The sequence below is a fragment of the Micromonospora sp. LOL_023 genome (genome assembly GCF_048060115.1).
Taxonomy (GTDB): domain Bacteria; phylum Actinomycetota; class Actinomycetes; order Mycobacteriales; family Micromonosporaceae; genus Micromonospora_E.
This window is the reverse complement of the sequence record NZ_JBHMIM010000032.1, coordinates 47,885-63,542: the sequence shown is the minus strand read 5'-3', so window position 1 is coordinate 63,542 and position 15,658 is coordinate 47,885. Positions and strand designations below refer to the sequence as shown.

The 15,658-nt window shown below is 72.1% G+C and carries 12 protein-coding genes and 1 pseudogene; 5 read left to right on the top strand and 8 right to left on the bottom strand.

Features of this window, described 5'->3' with window-relative positions:
* The first annotated feature begins 54 nt into the window (after positions 1-54).
* Positions 55-495, top strand: coding sequence for a DUF2809 domain-containing protein (locus ACFHVL_RS18255; protein ID WP_416629311.1), 441 nt, complete (start codon positions 55-57; stop codon positions 493-495).
* Positions 496-1,396, top strand: a pseudogene (locus ACFHVL_RS18250) (glycosyl hydrolase family 18 protein); the annotation flags it as partial.
* Between the two features lie 57 nt (positions 1,397-1,453).
* Here the strand turns inward: ACFHVL_RS18250 and ACFHVL_RS18245 are convergent.
* From ACFHVL_RS18245 to ACFHVL_RS18235, 3 genes are read right to left on the bottom strand one after another with little or no spacing between them, the layout of a single operon-like run.
* The gene (locus ACFHVL_RS18245) at positions 1,454-3,523 is read right to left on the bottom strand and encodes a heavy metal translocating P-type ATPase (RefSeq protein WP_416629285.1); all 2,070 of its coding nucleotides are present in this window, start codon (positions 3,521-3,523) and stop codon (positions 1,454-1,456) included.
* A gap of 36 nt (positions 3,524-3,559) precedes the next feature.
* Positions 3,560-4,225: a DedA family protein gene (locus tag ACFHVL_RS18240; protein ID WP_416629284.1), complete on the bottom strand. Its 666-nt coding sequence runs from the start codon at positions 4,223-4,225 to the stop codon at positions 3,560-3,562.
* Between the two features lie 54 nt (positions 4,226-4,279).
* A complete protein-coding gene (locus ACFHVL_RS18235) occupies positions 4,280-5,305 on the bottom strand; it encodes a LacI family DNA-binding transcriptional regulator (protein ID WP_416629282.1) in 1,026 nt (341 codons plus the stop codon).
* Between the two features lie 250 nt (positions 5,306-5,555).
* Between ACFHVL_RS18235 and ACFHVL_RS18230 the strand changes: the two genes are divergently transcribed.
* Positions 5,556-7,223, top strand: a complete 1,668-nt coding sequence (locus ACFHVL_RS18230; RefSeq protein ID WP_416629281.1) for an alpha-amylase family protein — start codon at positions 5,556-5,558, stop codon at positions 7,221-7,223.
* Here the strand turns inward: ACFHVL_RS18230 and ACFHVL_RS18225 are convergent.
* Together ACFHVL_RS18225 and ACFHVL_RS18220 are read right to left on the bottom strand one after the other, a co-directional pair.
* Positions 7,202-7,681 (bottom strand): hypothetical protein, encoded by a 480-nt coding sequence (locus ACFHVL_RS18225; RefSeq protein WP_416629280.1) that lies wholly within the window; start codon positions 7,679-7,681, stop codon positions 7,202-7,204. The genes ACFHVL_RS18230 and ACFHVL_RS18225 overlap by 22 nt on opposite strands.
* Positions 7,674-8,042 (bottom strand): hypothetical protein, encoded by a 369-nt coding sequence (locus ACFHVL_RS18220; RefSeq protein ID WP_416629279.1) that lies wholly within the window; start codon positions 8,040-8,042, stop codon positions 7,674-7,676. The genes ACFHVL_RS18225 and ACFHVL_RS18220 overlap by 8 nt, the downstream gene beginning before the upstream one ends.
* A gap of 202 nt (positions 8,043-8,244) precedes the next feature.
* Between ACFHVL_RS18220 and ACFHVL_RS18215 the strand changes: the two genes are divergently transcribed.
* Both ACFHVL_RS18215 and ACFHVL_RS18210 read left to right on the top strand, forming a co-directional pair.
* The gene (locus ACFHVL_RS18215) at positions 8,245-8,916 is read left to right on the top strand and encodes a hypothetical protein (RefSeq protein ID WP_416629278.1); all 672 of its coding nucleotides are present in this window, start codon (positions 8,245-8,247) and stop codon (positions 8,914-8,916) included.
* A gap of 125 nt (positions 8,917-9,041) precedes the next feature.
* Positions 9,042-9,944 (top strand): Gfo/Idh/MocA family protein, encoded by a 903-nt coding sequence (locus tag ACFHVL_RS18210; RefSeq protein ID WP_416629310.1) that lies wholly within the window; start codon positions 9,042-9,044, stop codon positions 9,942-9,944.
* A gap of 47 nt (positions 9,945-9,991) precedes the next feature.
* Here the strand turns inward: ACFHVL_RS18210 and ACFHVL_RS18205 are convergent, their stop codons facing one another.
* The 3 genes from ACFHVL_RS18205 to ACFHVL_RS18195 form a co-directional block, all read right to left on the bottom strand.
* Complete coding sequence (locus ACFHVL_RS18205; RefSeq protein WP_416629276.1) at positions 9,992-12,058, bottom strand: hypothetical protein; 2,067 nt, start codon at positions 12,056-12,058, stop codon at positions 9,992-9,994.
* Between the two features lie 82 nt (positions 12,059-12,140).
* Positions 12,141-13,505 (bottom strand): Hsp70 family protein, encoded by a 1,365-nt coding sequence (locus ACFHVL_RS18200; RefSeq protein WP_416629275.1) that lies wholly within the window; start codon positions 13,503-13,505, stop codon positions 12,141-12,143.
* Positions 13,489-15,582 (bottom strand): hypothetical protein, encoded by a 2,094-nt coding sequence (locus ACFHVL_RS18195; protein ID WP_416629274.1) that lies wholly within the window; start codon positions 15,580-15,582, stop codon positions 13,489-13,491. The genes ACFHVL_RS18200 and ACFHVL_RS18195 overlap by 17 nt, the downstream gene beginning before the upstream one ends.
* Positions 15,583-15,658 lie beyond the last annotated feature (76 nt).

The window sequence follows — 15,658 nt, the reverse complement described above, 5'->3', positions numbered from 1 at the left end:
CTCCCGGTCAGGCCACGGCACCCGCTGGCGGCCGAGCCCCTATGGTTGGGCACTGTGGTGGGTCAGGGGTGGTGGGTGCGGCTGGCCGGGCTGGCTGCCGCTGGCGGGTTCCTGGCGGTGGCGCTCGGCATCCGGGTGCTGGCCGGTGGGGACAGCGTCCTGGACAGTTCCGGTGCGCTGCAGCAGTATTCCGGGACCGCTCTGTACGCGTCCATGGTCTACGCGGGAGTGTTCGTCCTGCTGCCTGCTGTGCGGCCGGTCGTGGCCGGGGTGGCCGCCGTCAGCTTCTGCTGGCTGGTCGAGCTGTTGCAGCTGACCGGCGTGCCGGCGGAGCTGTCCGAGCGCAGCCTGGCGGCGCGGCTGGTGCTGGGCGTCCATTTCGACGCCACCGACCTGGCCTGGTACGTGGTGGGCGTGCTGCCGTTGGTGGTGCTGCAGGTGGGCGTCGACCGTTGGCGGTCGCGCCACGGCGGTACGGCGGCCATCACTGCCTGAACCGTCGCCTTCGACCTGCCCGCCGGCACCACGGTCGGCACCTACTGGGACGCACTGCTCACCGTCTCCAGCCAGCGGTTCACCCTCACCGTCACCACGATCGGGACGTCAACGCCGCGATCAACATCAAGGCCGCCGGGCAGGCGGACTTCAACGACCGTGGAGCGCGGGTAGGACCGGGACTCGTCTCGGCACCGCGCGGTGAAACGGTAACCCACCAGAACGCTGCGCGTGTCACGCGCAGCGTGGCTGGAATCGCCGCCGTTTAGGGCGGCGAGGATGTCAATGGCACAACTTCGACAATCCTGCCGTCGAACTGCGGCTGCGCGACGTGCCGGCCGAGTACGACCTGATCGCGGTCGCCTCCGCCGCCGCGCTCGCCGACAGCCTGTACCGGCTGATCCAGGAGTACGGCTTCGACGGGGTCGACATCGATCTGGAGAACGGGCTCAACCCGACCTACATGGCACAGGCGATGCGGACGCTGCGCAGCCGTACCGGCCCTGGGCTGATCATCACGATGGCGCCGCAGACCATCGACATGCAGTCACCGTCGGTGTCGTACTTCAAGCTGGCCCTGGACATCCACGACATCCTGACCGTGGTGCACACCCAGTTCTACAACTCCGGCTCCATGCTCGGCTGCGACCAGGCGTTCGCCTACAGCCAGGGGAGCGTCAACTTCATGACCGCGCTGGCCTGCCTGCAGTTGGAAGCGGGACTGCGGCCCGACCAGGTGGCGCTCGACTGCCTGGCCCGGGGCACCAGCTGCGGGAGTTTCCGGCCGCCGCGTACCTACCCCGGGATCCGGGGCGCGATGACCTGGTCGATCAACTGGGACGTCAGCAACGGCAATTCGTTCGCCCGTACCGTCAAGCCGCACCTGGCGACGCTGCCCTGACCGAGCCTGACCGAGCCTGACCGCGGCCGGCGGGCTGCCGGGTCGTCGACACCCGGACTATCCCTGATCCGCGGTCAGGCGCACCCGGCGGAGCAGTTGGGCGTTGAGGGCGACCACGATGGTGGAGGCGGACATCAGGATCGCGCCGACCGCCGGGCTCAGCGTGAACCCGGCCCAGGCCAGCACACCGGCGGCGAGGGGGATCGCCACGATGTTGTAGCCGGCGGCCCAGCCCAGGTTCTGCAGCATCTTGCGGTAGGAGGCATGGGACAGCCGGATCACCCCGGTGACCCCACGCGGGTCGGACGAGGCGAGAACGACCCCGGCCGATTCGATCGCGACGTCGGTGCCGGCTCCGATCGCGATCCCGACGTCGGCACGGGCCAGCGCCGGGGCGTCGTTGACGCCGTCACCGACCATCGCGACGGTGAGCCCCCGGGCCTGCAGGTCCGCCACCGCCTTGTCCTTGTCGGCGGGCAGCACCTCGGCGAAGACCTCGTCCACGCCGGACCGGAAGCCGAGGTCGGCGGCGACCGCCTCGGCGACCGGCCGGGCATCACCGGTGATCATCACGATCTTGTCGATGCCCTGCTGGCGCAGTTCGGCGATCGCCTGCCGGGCCTCGGGGCGGACCTCGTCGGCCAACCCGATCGCCCCGATCACCTCGGCGCGGTCGCCGTCGATCGTCAGCAGATGCAGTACGGCCGTACCGCGCGCCGACCACGCCTCGGTCGTGGCGGGCAGCTCAGGCGGAATCCGGGCGTCGAGTTCGCGCAGCAGCGCCGGCCCGCCGACGGCGTACCGGGCGCCGTCGACGACTGCCTGCACGCCCCGGCCGGTCATCGACCGGAAGTCCGTCGCGGTGGCCATCGGAGCGCGTGCGGTGGCGGCGGTCACGATGGCGCGGGCCAGCGGGTGCTCGCTGTCGGCCTCCACCGCCGCAGCCAGCCGTAGCACGTCGTCCTCGCTGCGGCCAGGGGCGGCGGCGACCGCCGTGACGGTGTGCGCGCCCCTGGTCAGGGTGCCGGTCTTGTCGAACAGCACCGTGTCCACGGTGCGCATCCGCTCCAGGGCCAGCCGGTCCTTGACCAGGATCCCGGCCTTGGCGGCCACCGCCGTCGACAGCGCGATGACCAGCGGGATCGCCAGACCGAGGGCGTGTGGGCAGGCGATCACCAGTACGGTCACCGTGCGGACCACGGACTGGTCGAGGCTGCTGAACGCCCACCAGGCGACGAAGGTCAGCACGGCGGCGGCCAGCGCGACGTAGAACAGTAGGGCGGCGAACCGGTCCGCGAGCACCTGTGCCCGGCCGCTGGAGGCCTGCGCTTCGGCGACGAGGCGTTGGATGCCGGCCAGCGCGGTCTCCTCGCCCACCGCTTCGACGCGTACCCGGATCGCCGAATCGGTCGCCACGGTGCCGGCCACCACCGGGTCCCCGACGCCCCGGCGCACCGGCCGGGACTCGCCGGTGATCATCGACTCGTCCAGCTCCGCCGCTCCGTCGGTGATCTGCCCGTCGGCGGGGACCCGGCCGCCGGAGCGCACCAGTACCAGGTCGCCGGCTCGCAGCTCGGCCACCGTGACCTGCCGGGTCTGTCCGTCGTCGGTGATCTGCTCCGCGTCGTCGGGCAGCAACGCGGCCAGCGCGGACAGGGCGCCCTGCGCCTGACCGATCGCCTTCATCTCCTGCCAGTGCCCGAGCAGCATGATCGTCACCAGCGCCGCCAGCTCCCACCAGAAGTCCAGCTCGAAGGCGCCGACGCTGGTGGCCGCTGAGGCGACGTAGGCGACGGTGATCGCCATCGAGATCAGCAGCATCATGCCCGGCGCGCGGTCGGCGATCTCCCGTGCCCCGCCGACCAGGAACGGCCAGCCGCCGTACCAGAACACCACCGACCCGAGCACCGGGCCGATCAGCGACATGCCGGGAAAGTCCAGCGAATAGCCGAACCAGTCCATCACCATGTGACTGGTGACCACGACCGGCACCGTCAGCGCGAGACTCAGCCAGAACCTGCGGCGGAACATCTCCGGATCGTGTCCGGCGTGCTTGTCGTGCTGCTGACCGTGCCCGGTTTGGTGCTCTCCGGGCTGTGCCTCTGTCGCCTCCACGCTGCTGACCATACCCCCACAGGGTATGTCTGCCCGTGATCTGTGCGACTATCCAGCCGGTAGTTGGCTGCGGCGGCGGCGACGCCGGCGGCGCAGTTGGCCGGCCACCCAGTAGGCGACCAGCCCACCGAGAATGACGAAGACCGCGATGTCGAACCAGCGGCTGTACCGCTCGGCCTGCTGCCACTGCTCGCCGAGCGCGAAACCGGCGCCGACGAACAGCGCGTTCCACACCCCGCTGCCCAGTGCGGTGAACGCGCTGAACTGGGTCAGTGACATCCGGTCGGCGCCGGCCGGTACCGACACCAGGCTCCGCACGATCGGCACCATCCGGCCGAACAGCACCGCCCACCGTCCGTACCGGTCGAACCACCGGTCTGCGGAGTCCAGATCCTCCGGGTCGACCAGCGGCATCTTCTCCAGCCAGCGGCGCAGCCGCTGCTCACCGACCGCCGCACCCAGCCAGTAGAGCAGCAGTGCCCCGCCCAGCGACCCGATGGTCGCCGCGATCCACACCCCGGCCAGGTTGGCCCGGTCCTGGCTGGCCAGGTAGCCGGCCATCGCCAGGACCACCTCACTCGGAATCGGCGGGATGACGCTCTCCAGCGCCACCAGCAGTCCGACGCCCACCTCACCCAGGCTCTCGATCACGCCGGCCACCCAGCCGGTCAAACCACCGGCCTGCTCAGGCGGGGTGTCGACGGTGACGGCCATGGCGCTCCTCCCTGGAGATCGGCGGGTCTTCGCCGTACCCGTCGACGGTCGACCTCACACCCGGTCCGGCCCGGCCGCCGGTGCCGGACGCCGGATCGAACTCTCCCGGACCTGCAGCTTGGTCGGCAGCGTGACGGTGGTCGCGGCCCGGTCGGGGTCGGCGATCCGTTCGGTGAGCAACCGGGCCGCGGTCTCCCCCAGTTGGTAGGTCGGTTGGCTGACGGTGGTCAACGCAGGTCGGACCAGATGCGCCCACGGCAGGTCGTCGAAGCCGACGACGCCCACCGCCGACGGCACGTCGATGCCCTGGTCGACCAGACACTCCACCGCCCCGACGGTCATCAGGTTGTTGGCCGCGAACAGCGCGTCCGGTCGGGGATCGAGCCGTAGCAGATCCGCCATCGCCTGGTAGCCGCCGTCGGCACGGAAATCGGCGTGGCGGACCAGTTCCGCCTGGTACGGCTGCCCGGCGGCGGCCAGCGCCCGCCGGTACCCGTTGAGTCGGCTGCAGGCCGTGTAGACGCCCCACCGTCCGGTGATGCAGGCGATCCGGCGGTAGCCGGACTCGACGAGATGTTCGGTGGCGAGCTGGGCGCCGTGTTCGTTGTCGACCAGGACCGTGTCGATCCGGCTGCCGTGCAGTTGCCGGTCGATCACCACCACCGGCACCCGGGCGGTGGTGAGTCGCTCCAGGTCGGTGGTGGGCCCGGACGGAGAGATGATCACTCCGGCGACCTGCTCGGCGAGGACCGCGTTCAGGTAGCGGGCTTCCTTGGCCGGATCCTCGTCGGTGTTGCACAGCACCACCGAGTAGCCGGTCTGCTGCGCGACGTCCTCCACTCCACGTACCAGGGCGGTGAAGAACGGGTTGCCGATGTCGCTGATCACCACCGCCAACAACGTGGTCCGGCTGCGCCGGAGGTTGCGGGCCACCGCGTTGGGGCGGTAGTCGAGCTCGTTCATCGCGCAGCGGACCCGTTCGGCCAGCGTGGGATCCACATTGGCGTGCCCGTTCACGACCCGGGAGACGGTAGCTGGGGAAACTCCTGCCCTCCGAGCGACATCGTAGATGGTCGCCATCGTTCATCGCCTCTTTACTTGCTCTCCGACCCGTTGGGCACCGAGTGCGGAGCCCGGCTCGATGATTACAGACCGGGTACGCGGTGCGACGCCCGGCCAAGTCGGGCAATTGGTGCCTATCGCCGTGATGCCGTCATGCTGCCACCGGGGTGTTTGCCGCCGGAGCGAGCTGGAAAAGCCATTGCTCCATGAGCGGGCAGAGCGTGAACAGCGGATTCTCCGGTGCCGCGACGACGGCCGGGATGGCGTCGTGAGTGACCGGTGGTACAGCAAGGCGGTGATCTACTGTCTGGATATCGACACCTTCGCCGATTCCACTGGAGATGGTGTTGGTGACATACCAGGCCTGATCGGACGCCTCGACTACCTGGCCCGCCTCGGCGTCACCTGCCTGTGGCTGCACCCCATCCACCCGTCACCCGGCCGCGACGACGGCTACGACGTCACCGACTTCTACAACGTCGACCCGCGCTTCGGTACGCTCGGCGACTTCACCGAACTGCTGCACCAGGCCGGCATCAGGGGCATCCGGGTGATCATCGACCTGGTCGTCAACCACACCTCCGACCAGCATCCGTGGTTCCAGTCGGCCCGGTCGGCACCGGACTCGCCGTACCGCGACTGGTATGTCTGGTCCGACAGCGAGCCCAGCGACCGCCGCCAGGGCATGGTCTTCCCCGGTGAGCAACACGAGACCTGGAGCTACGACCGGACCGCCAAGGCCTGGTTCTACCACCGGTTCTACCGCTTCCAGCCGGACCTCAACGTCCAGAACCCCCTGGTACGCGACGAGATCAAGAAGATCATCTCGTTCTGGCTGCAGCTCGGTGTCTCCGGGTTCCGGATGGACGCGGTGCCGTTCATCATCGAACACACCGAACCGGGGCGGCCGTCCTCGCCGAAGGATTTCGACTTCCTGACCGAGCTACGTCAGCACGTCCAGTGGCGCCGCGGCGATGCGGTGCTGCTCGCGGAGGCCAACGTCGAGCCGGATCAACTGATCGACTACTTCGCCGACCAGGGCGGCTCGTCGAACCGGCTGCACATGCTCTTCGACTTCATGCTCAACGGCCGGCTGCTGCTCGCCCTGGCCCGTCAGGACCCGGAGCCGGTCATCGAGGCGCTGCGCGACACCCCGGCCCTGCCCGCCGGCGCGTCCTGGGCCACCTTCCTGCGGAACCATGACGAGATCGACCTGTCCCGGTTGACCACCGGCCAGCGCGAGGAGGTGTACGCCCAGTTCGGCCCGGAGAAGAACATGCGGCTGTACGGTCGCGGCATCCGACGCCGGCTCGCCCCGATGCTCGGCAACGACCGGCGGCGCATCGAGATGGCGTACTCGCTGCAGTTCTCGCTGCGCGGCACTCCGGTGCTGCGCTACGGCGAAGAGATCGGCATGGGGGAGGACCTGTCACTGGACGGCCGGGAGGCGATCCGCACCCCGATGCAGTGGTCGCTGCTGCCCAACGCCGGCTTCTCCACCGCCGACCCGGGCGACCTGGTCCGACCGGTCGTCGACACCGACGAGTACGGCTACCGGACGGTCAACGTCACCACCCAGCGCCGGGACGGCGGTTCGCTGCTCGCCTGGTTCGAACGGATGATCCGTACCCTGCGGGAGGCCCCGGAGGTCGGCGCCGGCTCCTGCACCCACGTGGACGTGCCCACCCCGCCCGGTGTGCTGGTGCACCGCGCGGACGACCACAGCGGCGCGCTGCTCTTCCTGCACAACCTCGGCACCGGGAAAGTCACAGTGGACCTCGGTGAGCTGTACGACGAGGCGGAGCTGCCCACCGAGGTGCTCGCCGACCAGGACTACCCGGCGGTCGGCAAGCTCGACTCGCTCGACCTCGACGGATACGGCTACCGCTGGATCCGGCTGCGTCTCGCCGCCGGCTACGACGTCGGCGCCAGCTGACCGTCGGTGCCGGTGGGCTTCACCCGGGTACGTCGCAACCACAGCAGCCCGAGTACCGGCAGCACCAGCGGGATGTAGCCGTACCCGCTGCCGAAGCCGGACCAGACGGTCTCGTCCGGGAATGCCGTCGGCACGGCTACGCTCGCCGTCCCGATCGCCAGCACCCCGACGAACTCCACGGTGCAGCAGGCGTACGCGATCCGCCGCCCGGTCGGCCCGTCGACGATCAGACCAACGGCGGCCACCAGGTAGACCAGCGCGGCCAGCGCCGACAGCAGGTACGCGACCGGGGCCTCGGCGAAGCGGGTGACGATCTGCACGCCGGCCCGCGACGACGCGGCGATGGCGAACAGGATGTAGACGCCGATCAACGCCCGTCCCGGGCCGCTGCGGGTCCGCGCGGTCGTGGCGGCGCCGCGCGCCCGTCGCGAGGTCGGCCGCGACGGCTGCTCAGCCACCGGCCACCGCCGCCCAGGTCTGCTGCAACCGGACCACCAGCACCGGAATCACCAGACAGAAGATGCCGATGGTCAACGAACCCCACCGGGTCGGCTCCATTCGCCCCAGCACCCCCGCCATCGGCGGCAGACTCAGCGTGGTGATCAGATAGCCGGCGAAGACCGCCGGGTCACCGGGCCGGTCCCCGCCGATCAGGGCCACCGCGGCGGCGACGGTCAGCGCCAGCAGCGCGACCTCGACGGCGGCCAGCCCGCCGACCTGGGTCCAGCCCGGTGCCCGGTCCAGCGCCGCGCACAGCAGGGCCCAGCCAGCCACCACCAGCGCGCCGACGATGGCCACGATGGCCAGCGGTCCGTTCACCGCCGTGTCGCCTCATCTGCCACAGTCACGGCAGCCACCCTACTCACCGGGCCCGGTCCGCCGTGGCGGACATACCGAGGCTGTGGCCCCGGTCATCACCCGACCCGCGAACGATGAACAACAGTGTCCGGGTGGTGGCTCTCGGTATCAATCGGAGTCTATAGTCGGCACCGGGACGTCCGATCCACTCGGGGAGCGCACGGTGACCGGCGCCGGCATTTGGGGACTCCTGCTCGCCAGCTGCTTCGTGCTGCTCGCCCTGCTCGCTCTCGCCGCACTGTCGGTCCGGTCGTCGCAGGACCACCTCGACTCGGGGGTGCCAGGCGCCGACGCCGACGAACTCGAAGCCGAAGCCGAAGCGATCGCCGCAGCCGCTGCCGACGCCCGCACCGCCGCGGACCTGGCCCGAGACCGGGCCGCCGCCGCCGACCAGGCCCGGGACGCCGCCTGGCAACGGCAGGAGACCGCCGGCCGCGCCTACCACCGGGCGGTACGCGTCGCGCGACGGTCGCGCCCGGCACCCGCCCCGGCCCCGGTGCTCCCCGCTCAACACGAACGCGACGTCAGCCGGGCCGCCCTCACCGCGTACCGCCGGGGGGACCTGACGGTGCAGCAGCTGCGTGAGGTGTGGCGGCGGGCCGGCGACCCGAACCCGAAGCACGACGAGGTGGACCGCGCCGTCGACCAGCACCGGATGCGCGACCGGGCCGCCCGCCGGGAGTACGACGCGTTCGCCGCCGTCGCCCGTCGGGCCGGCGAGACCGCCCGGATCGCGGAGACCGCCGCCGAGGCCCTGGCACAGGAGGCGGCAGCCGCCGGCGTCGACGCGGCCGAGGCACGGTACGCCGCAGACCGGTACCAGCGCCGTCGGTGATCATCCGTGCCGGTGCCGGTGCCGGTGCCGGTGCCGGTGCCGGTGCCGGGCCGGGCCGGTGCCCACTGTCACCGGGCGGCTGCGGCACACTGGTCGGCGATCGACGAGAAGGGCGGCGAGCGAAGATGTTGCGATTCGGATTGTTCGGCACCGGCCACTGGGCGGCGCAGACCCACGCGGCCGCGCTCGCCACCCACCCGTACGCCCGGCTCGTCGGGGTCTGGGGTCGGAATCCGGCCAAGGCGGCGACCCTCGCCGCCGCATACGGCGTCGCACCATACGCCGACGTCGACGCACTGCTCGCCGACGTCGACGCGGTCGCGGTGGCGCTGCCGCCGGACGTACAGGCCGAGATCGCGGTCCGGGCCGCCACCGCGGGCCGGCACCTGCTGTTGGACAAGCCACTCGCGCTGAACCTGCCGGACGCCGACCGGATCGTGACCGCCGCCGGGCGGCACGCCGTCGCCTCGGTGGTCTTCTTCACCAGCCGGTTCAACCCGGCGATGGTCGAATTCCTGGCCCGGCCGGTCGACGGAGCCTGGCACGGTGCCCGGGGCACCCTGTTCGCTGCGATCTCCGAGCCCGGCAACCCGTACGGGGCCTCGCCGTGGCGGCACACCCACGGCGGCCTGTGGGACATCGGCCCACACGTCCTGTCGATCGTCCTGCCGGTGCTCGGGCCGGTCGCCCGGGTCGCCGCCATGGACGGCCCGGCCGGCGGCGTCCACCTGCTGCTGCGGCACACCGGCGGGGCGACCAGCACCCTGTCACTGAACCTCGACGGGCCGCCGGCGGCGAAGACCTTCGACGTCGCGTTCTTCGGTGAACCCGGGATCGTGCCGGTGCCGCACCGGGACGTGACCACCGGTCAGGCGTTCCACACCGCCATCGACGCCCTCGTGGAACAGGTCGACTCCGGCCGCCCCGGGCACCCCTGCGACGTGGTGTTCGGCCGCGAGGTGGTCGCCGTCCTGGCCGCCGCCGCCACCGCCCGCGCCGAACAGCGGACCGTGCAGGTGCGGCACTGACCGTGCAGGCGCGGCACTGACCGTGCAGGTGCGGCACCGGCCCACGCTCAGTCCAGCACCGGCACGGAACGCCCGGCACCGTCGGTGGCCCGCAGCTGTACCGGTCCCCTCGGCCCGTCCGGATACCCCGGCGAGACGAGCATGCCGGTGCCCCGGGTACGCCGCCCCTCGATGGTGACCTCCAGCTCCGCCACCGGCCCGCCGCCCACCGCCACGTGGTACCAGTCGCCGGTCGGCGACTCCCACCACCAGCCGAGCGCCACCGCGGGGGCGAGTGGACTGCACAGCCGGGTGTCCGCTGCGGTTGCCACCGCCCGAGCCGGGTGCCCCGGCACCAGCAGTGCCACCGCGACCAGGCTCGCGTCGCGGGCCAACTCGGCCCGCAGACAGGTCACCCGGACCTCGCCGTCGCCTCCCGGCAACGTCCCCGACCAGACCTCCCAGGCCAGTATCGATTCCGGCGCGTGTCCGGCCAACTCGCCGGTGAGGCAACCGAGGCCGGACCAGACCCGGGCGGCCCCGGCGTCGTCCGCGTCGGCCGGGACGTCCCCCGGATCGGCGACCGGTGGCAGATAGGTCAGCCGGCTCAACACGGCCGGACCGAGGTCGGCGAGGGTGAACGGCACACCAGCCGGTACGTCCGTCGGATGCGCCCGCAGCAGCGGGCCCGACCAGCAACCGGGCGTGGGATCGGTGTCGGCTTGCGAGACCGGGTCGGTCAGTCCGTCCCGGACGACCAGCTCCCGCCACTGGCCGCCGGCGAGTGCGCGCTGGTCGACCCGCCGTATCCACGGTGCCATCAGGTATCGCGCCGGTCCGGCCGACCAGGTGACCCGGATCGCGCTCGCCGCGTACGGGTTCGCCGCCGGCGCCGCCTCGATCCGCAGCGACCGGGTGCCGCCGGACGACGCGTACACCGCTACCCGGGTGGCGTCGGCCAGTACCGCCACCTCCGCCGGCGGATCCGAACCAGCCCCGGTCAGCTCCCCGGCGTACAGCAGCTGGGCCGCGCCGACCGGTGCCGCCAACGCGATCCCCCGCCCGGCGTACGCGGTGACCAGCCCCGCCCGGGTCGGCACGGCGACACCGCCGCCAGGGGTGCTGTCCGGGTTGCCCGTGCGCGGTTGCCCGTACGCGGCCGCCCGGGCGGCGGGATCCCGCCCGGTCAGCTCGGCCACCGCCAGCCAGCTGCCCAACGCCGCGTCGACCAGCCCGGTGTCGTCGACCCGGTTGCCTCGGGTCGGCCACGAGGCCAACGTCGGGCGGGCCGCCCCGAGCCAGGCCCGGTCACCGATCCGGCGTATCCCGACGGTGTCCGGCACGCCGGCCGGGTCGGACGGCTCGGGTGGGACACCGGTCATCCGCGGAGCCAGGACAGCGGTGACCGCGACCGTCGCCGCGACGCACGCCGCCACCGCGGCGACCCGGCCCAGCTTGACCAGGCGTAGCGTCCGATAGTCGGGTGGCCGCAGCCGGACCGTCATCGGATCGGTGATCGGTCCGGTGAGCAGCTCCCGCTGCCGGGCCGGGGAGATCGACTCGGCGTCGGCCAGCCGGTGCTGCTCGGCCACGCCGGCCGCCACCTGCAGGACGGGGTCGGGCCAGCCGGCCTCATGCAGTACCTGGATGGCCTCGCGTGGTGGCAGCCGCTCCACCACCACCAGGACGTAGCCGATGCGTACCGGGGCGGGCAGGGTAGCCAGCGTGGCCAGCAGCCGGTCCCGCTGTGGGGCGGCACCGTCCGGCACCGGCCGACCCCACCGCCCCGGGAGCGAGAGGACGAACCGGGGCGGATTCGCCGCCCGGCGTACCACCCTGGCCAGCAGCCACAGGTAGGCCGCCTCGTCCGGTCGCCGCCAGGGCAGCGACCGGCGGACCGTCCGGTGCGCCTGGGCGATCCGGTCGTCGCCGGCCCGCCGGGCCGCACCGCCGGACGGCTCGGTCGCATCGGCCATCACCAGATACGCCACCCGGACCAGCCGGTCGTAGTACTGGTCCGACCCGGTGCCCAGCCGGACCCGGCCGCCCCGACCGGCCGGCTCCGACTCACTGCCGGACGGCTGCTCGATCGATGTCGCTGGTTCGGTCGACGACGTTGGTTCCTCGGCTCGCACGCGTTGACAACGGCGACGCGGTGCGTCGGGTCACGGCCGTTGCCGGCCGGGCCCAGGTCGGTCGCCGCCGCGCCGCGAGGAGTCAGTGCTGAGTCAGGGCGAGCCACTGCTGACTGGTCACCTCGGCGCTCGGTGGCACCAGCAGCCGGTCCAGCGTGCCGGGTGACGCGGCGACCAGGTCCCACAACGCCCCGCCGGGCAGCCGTACCCGGGCCAGCGGTGTCCCGGCCGGATACGGCTGCCCCGGCACGATCAACCAGCGCAGCAACCGGGCCGAACCGCCGGGGATGACAAACGACAGTGGGGTCATCCGGCTGGTCTCGGTCGACGCTCGGATCGTCCGGGGGCCGCTGCGGGGCAGCCACCGGGCGGCACCCTGCACCGTGGCCAGTTCCGGATTCTCGACCTGCCGCAGCGGCCGGTCGAACGCCCGGAGCACCGCCTCGGCAACCGCCGGCATCCGGGCCCCGCCGCCGACCAGCATGACCGAGCCGAGGCTGGCCGCCGGCACCGCCAGATCCGCCAGCAACTGCCGGCAGCAGGCGATGGTCCGGTCCAGCAGCGGTGCCGCCAACTGGGCCAGCTCGGCCCGGGTCATCCGGTACGCCGGGGTGTCCGGCAACAGGAAGTCCTCGACTGCGGGTGTGTCACTGAGCTGATGCTTGATCCGGTTGGCGAAGTCGGCGACCGCCATCTGTAGCCGTAAGGTGGCCGGCTCGGACTGGCTGGCGGTGGCGGTGGCGGCGGCGGCCAGCAGTGGGGCCAGCCACTGCTGGCCGGAGGCGTAGATCTGCTCGGCCAGCAGGGAGTCGATGTCCCGGCCGCCGCAGTCGTCGATCGCGGCGTGCCCGAGGACCTCGTGCCACCGCTCGTCGATGCGGACCAACGCCGTGTCGAAGGTGCCGCCACCGAGGTCGTAGACCAGCACCAGCTCACCGGGGACCGGCGCCGGCCCGGCCACCGGGGCGAAGGCGGCGGCGACCGGCTCCGGCAGCAACTCGACCGGGCCGAGCCCGGCGGCTTCGGCCGCGGCGATCATCTGGGCGCGGCGCGGGTCGTCGGGGGCGTACGACGCCGGGATCGTCACCACGGTCCGACGGATCGGACCACCGTACCGGCGCTCCGCCTCGGCTCGCAGGGCGGTCAGCACCGCCGCGACCTGCTCGATCGGCCGGAACCGTCGGTCGCCGAGCACCATCGGGACGTCGGCGGCCATGCCGCGTTTGAACTCGGCGGCGTACGAGGTCGGCTCGGAGCGTTTACGCCGCTCCGCCAGCGCCCCGACGAGCATGCTCTGTCCGTCCCAGTGCACCGCCGACGGCCAGGCCGCGGCTCCGGTCACCGGGTCCGGCACCAGCTGGTTCTCGTCGCCGGCCACCACCACCGCGGCTGATGACGAGGTGCCGACATCGACCACCAGGACCGGCTGGTCAGACATCCCAGACATCGATCAGGCTCCGCTCGTTGGACTCCCAGTTGGCCAGGAGGTGCCGGCTGTCCGCGCTGAATCCGACCCGTACCTGTTGCCCGGTGCCACCCAGGACGCGGAACAGATCCTGCCCGGTCGTGGCGTCCTGCAGCAGCACCGCCGCGATGCCGTCGAGGCCTTCGGCCACCGAGGCCCGTAGTTGTCCGTCCGGACTCACCATGGCCGTGCCGAAGCCCGCCGCCCGGCTCTGTTCGGCGAACTCCGGGAATTGCTGCTGCCACCGGTCGTCGGTGATGCGGTCGATCCGCTGGCCGGTACGCAGATCCCACAACGTCATGCTGATCCGGCGATACCGACTGACCCCTTTCGTCTGTCCTTCGGCGGCCGCCCGCCAACCCGTCTCGTCCACCAGGACCCGTTGCGGCTCACCGGGGTCCCGGAACCGGGCGTTGAGCTTGCCGGTCTCGACGTCCCACACGGAGATGAATCCGTCGGTGTTCCAGGCCACCACGGTCAGTCGCCCGTCCGGGTCGACGAACAGCCGGCCCTGCGAATTCGGTCCGGCGTCGTGGTCCGGGCGGAACTCCGCCCGGACCGTGTCGTCGGCGATCGCCCGCAGCCGGACCAGCTGCGCGGCCCGGTCACACTCCGCCAGGCTCTCGCGGTCCGGGGTGAGCAGCCAACTGCCGGTCGACTCCAGATGCCGGCGCCGGGGTGGTGGCTGGCGTTGCAGCGCCATCGGGTCCTTCGCGGTGGCCGCCACCAGCACCGGGCCGACCAGGTCGCCCGCTGATGCCTGTTGTCCCAGCTGGCGACCTTGCTGAGCGGCGGTCAACTCGAAGACCCGCTCGTCGGGGGTACGAATGTGCGCCAGCACCGAACCGGCCTGGTACGGCTCACCCGGCGGCAGGCACCAGCGCACCAGCCTGGCCCGGCCGCCCGGGATCTCCCATGACGTCGGCTCCACCCGCCACCGGGACGGTTCGGCGGCGACGGTACGCCCGGTCGCGCCCGCCGCGAACCGGGCCGCGCCACGCAGCACCGCCAACTCGGGCTCGGCGGCGACCCGCAGCGCCTCGGGCGTTCCGGCCCCGGTCTGGCCGTAGCCGAGGCTGGACCGTAGCGCGGCGTGGACCGACGGCAGGTAGGCGCCGCCGCCGGCGACGACCACCGCCGCGAGTTCCGCCCCGCTGGCACCGACGGTGCCCAGCACGTTGCTGGCACTGTCGACGAGCCAGCGCAGCGCGGGTTCGGCGAAGGCGTCCAGCCAGGCCCGGGTCAGCCGGTACGGCGGGGTGAGCGGGGTGAGATGGTCGACGACCTCGTCGGTGTCGACGAGCTGATGCTTCAGCCGGCGGGCGAAGTCGATCGCCTCGTAGTAGGCACGCAGCCCGGTGTCGCCGGGGGCGGCGAGCATCGGCTCGAGCCAGAGCCGCCCTTCGGCACGCAGGTCGTTGATCAGCAGCGCGTCCAGCTCCCGGCCGGCCGGGCTGCTCACGTGGGCCAGCTGGACGGTGTGGCTGCCGTACACCTGGACGACCGCCGTGGTCCAGGTCGAGCCGAGGTCGCAGACCAGCACCAACGCTCCGGCCGGCAGGTTGTCGTCGGTCCGTGGGTCGAGCGCCGCGGCGACCGCGCTGCTGATGATCTCCACGTCGCGGAACCCGGCCGCCTCGCCGATGGCGATCATCATGTCCCGGCGGGGATCTCCGGGCAGGTAGTCGGCCGGTACGGTCAACGTCAGCCGGTCGATCGGGCCGAGACCGTGCAGTTGACGGGTCTCGTTGCCGACGACGGTGAGGTACGCCGTGAGCGCCTCGGCGCCGGTCACCTCGCGATGCTCCAGCCACATCGAGGCCTGTGCGTCCACGGCCCGTCGTGGTCCGTCGATGAAGCGCCGGGGCATGGAGCGCTTGCGGACTTCGGCCGGCGTGCCGACCAGGAACCCCTCGTCGGCCAGGCACACCGACGACGGCCAGCTCGCGGCTCCGCTGGCCGGCTCCTTGACCAGGGTTGTCTGGTCTGCGACGACCAGCGCCACCCGGGTGCCCGATGTTCCGACATCGACCGCCAGGATCGGCTCGGTCATGGTCACGCCCTCACCCTATGTCGGCGATTGATGGTCCTGGAAGCTCCGGCATAGTCTCCGCGAGCGCCGCCGCCGCGTCCAC